5 protein-coding genes are annotated in these 2,667 nt (G+C 40.6%); 2 read left to right on the top strand and 3 right to left on the bottom strand.

Features of this window, described 5'->3' with window-relative positions; translation table 11 throughout:
* Together AC52RT_RS14400 and AC52RT_RS14405 are read left to right on the top strand one after the other, a co-directional pair.
* The coding region (locus AC52RT_RS14400; protein WP_495541381.1) for a DEAD/DEAH box helicase at positions 1-1,001 on the top strand (1,001 nt) is incomplete at its 5' end.
* Positions 979-1,764 carry a YqhG family protein gene (locus AC52RT_RS14405; RefSeq protein ID WP_495541382.1) on the top strand — a complete coding sequence of 262 codons (786 nt, stop codon included), beginning with the start codon at positions 979-981 and terminating at the stop codon, positions 1,762-1,764. The genes AC52RT_RS14400 and AC52RT_RS14405, both read left to right, overlap by 23 nt.
* 55 nt (positions 1,765-1,819) lie before the next feature.
* Here the strand turns inward: AC52RT_RS14405 and AC52RT_RS14410 are convergent, their stop codons facing one another.
* The 3 genes from AC52RT_RS14410 to comGG all read right to left on the bottom strand — a co-directional run.
* The gene (locus AC52RT_RS14410) at positions 1,820-1,975 is read right to left on the bottom strand and encodes a hypothetical protein (RefSeq protein ID WP_495541383.1); all 156 of its coding nucleotides are present in this window, start codon (positions 1,973-1,975) and stop codon (positions 1,820-1,822) included.
* 60 nt (positions 1,976-2,035) lie between these two features.
* A complete protein-coding gene (locus tag AC52RT_RS14415) occupies positions 2,036-2,209 on the bottom strand; it encodes a YqzE family protein (RefSeq protein WP_495541384.1) in 174 nt (57 codons plus the stop codon).
* 62 nt (positions 2,210-2,271) lie between these two features.
* On the bottom strand, positions 2,272-2,667 hold a 396-nt coding region (gene comGG, locus AC52RT_RS14420), incomplete at its 5' end, for a competence type IV pilus minor pilin ComGG (RefSeq protein WP_495541385.1).

Below are 2,667 nucleotides of genomic sequence, written 5' to 3' on the forward strand. Positions count from 1 at the left end.
AAGCTCTCTTTTCCGAAAAATATAAAGGCAAGGGCCGGCTTGTGCTAGAAGATGAGGATTTGAAGCTGCTCGTTAATACCGTCATGATCCGCAACCGGAGAGCAGATACAGGGATTGAATGGACTAAACGACATGTTGAAACAACGGTCATTGACTTTTCCCCAACCGAACAAGCACTGTATGATGCAATCGTTGCTTTCAAACCAGGAGAATCCGGCAAAAGCATCTCCTTTTCAGGGCTGACTCTTCAGCGTGAAGCCTGTAGCAGCAGGGAAGCCGTTTACTACACCTTAAAAAACATGAAAGAAAAAGCCGAAAACCCGTCACCAGCTTATTTAGAGAGCATCGATCAGCTTATCGAAAAAGTAAACGCCGTTTCGAACAATTCAAAAGCGGAAAAAACGTTAGAGTTGATACAGAAAATCAATGACAAAGTCATCATTTTCACAGAATACCGTGCCACTCAGCTATACCTGCAGTGGTATCTTAAACAACACGGAATATCCTCGGTACCGTTTCGCGGCGGCTTTAAACGTGGAAAAAAAGATTGGATGCGTGAGCTTTTTCAAAATAAGGCACAGGTACTGATTGCGACTGAAGCTGGAGGAGAAGGGATTAATCTGCAATTTTGTCATCACCTGATTAATTTCGATTTACCATGGAACCCCATGCGTCTTGAACAGCGAATCGGTCGAATCCATCGTCTTGGGCAAGAGGAAGACGTTCGCATTTACAACTTAGCTACAAGAAATACGATAGAGGATCATATTTTAAAACTATTATACGAAAAAATAAATTTATTCGAAAAAGTAATCGGCGAATTGGATGAAATTTTAACTAAGCTTGATATTGGAAATATTGAAGAATACCTTATTGACGTGGTTGGTGAATCAAAAACCGAAGGAGAGATGAAAATTAAAATGGATAATTTATCTTCATTAATTCAATTTGCTCAGCAAGTAAAGGATGGTGAAACCCATGCAGCAACAGGAAATTCATAAATTCCTGCTAAACTATTTTGAAGCGAATCACTGCGAAATCATTGAAAATCACCCAACCCACCTCGTCATTGGGTTAAGTGTTGAGATGGACAAGGAATTAATGAATCGCCCCTTTTATTGGCATTATCTCGAAAAAACTGGGGGAGTGCCTAACCCCATGACACTAACGCTGATTACCGATTCATTAAACGCACCAGGAGATTTGAAAGGAGAATACATCCATTTTGGTTCGCCTCGTCTCCATCAAATTTTTCAATCTACGAAAAAGCTAGCCGGCTTTATTCGTCTTTACGAAGATGCTGCTGTCACTTCGCAGCAACCCCTATATCCTTGGCTTTGTCTAAATGTAAAGATATCGTACCAATGTGACAGGAAGAAGGATATTTGTCTTTCTATCGGACTAAACTTAATTTCAGGAGAAATTAAAGAAGCATTTCATGACCGAATAGTTCGCCTAAAGGTCACACCAAAAATCCCAGACCTATTCTTCAACCTCTCACCATTAATTATGCCAGCCAGTGGTCTTACACGTCTCGATGGATATATTAGAAAAACATTTGAAGGAGATGATCACAGCTGGGCTGAAGAGGCAATCGTCCGTTGGAACAAGGACTTAAATCTGCTCGACCGTTTTTATGAAGGACAAGAAGATGATGAAAATTACCAAACGGAAAAAGCCGCCCTCCGCGCACAATACGAACCTAAGATTGATATTTCCGTTATCAACGGCGGCCTGTTTTACCTGACTGAAAGAGCTGTTTAAGTTACTTTTCTTTCTATTCGGTTTCGCAACCGTCCACAATCCAAGGCTGCATGGCTCAATTTGAATCGGTCAGCTTGTTATTTGGCCTTATCTTGTAATCATTCGGCCCTTTCCTTGGTTTATTCGGCCCTTTTTCGTCATCATTCGGCCCAAACCAAGATTTATTCGGCCCGTTCTCGTCATCATTCGGCCCACCCCTTAATCCATACAAAAGAGGCTGCCCCCTCATGGGGACAGCCTCACATTTAACAATAGATTCCTATGCGCAAAATTATTTACGAAAAAACATCTTTAAAGCAAAGGGAATAAACCCAAATAACCGAAAGGACAGTTCAGTCTTTTCTTCTCTTTTTTGTTCCCGGCGTTCTTTACGCTCCCATTTTGGTACCTGAAAATAACGGACAAGCTGCTGCGTTATATATTTAATATAATCGTTTGTAGACATTATCAATCACCTACTAAACAGCATGCACACTATTCACGTTTTTTATTCTCATAATTAGCCCGTCACTTTTCCACCCATTCTATCATCTTGTTTAAATCGGTATGATAGTAAACCAATGCTTCTTTATGATGATTGTTTTTTGTCACTGCCGATAAGTCAACTGTAATCGTATCCTCACTCCGAGTTTTTACTTTGTAATTAACGGTTCCATTGGGATACTTAAAGCTCGCCGATTCCTCAACCAAAATTTGACCTGTTTTAAGTCCTATATCGAGATCAATCAATGCAAGCCTCATCAAATGATCCGCGATCAAGCGCTCTTCCACTGCCTTATAAAAGTGTTTTTCTCCACTGAATCTTTCAGTTGTGAAGATAGCAATCATACACAAGGATGCCGACAGAATCATTATCATCGGTAGCGAATAGCCTTTTTGGTTATCAAGTCGGAGGCCAAGCGG

The organism is Peribacillus sp. (assembly GCF_059453735.1).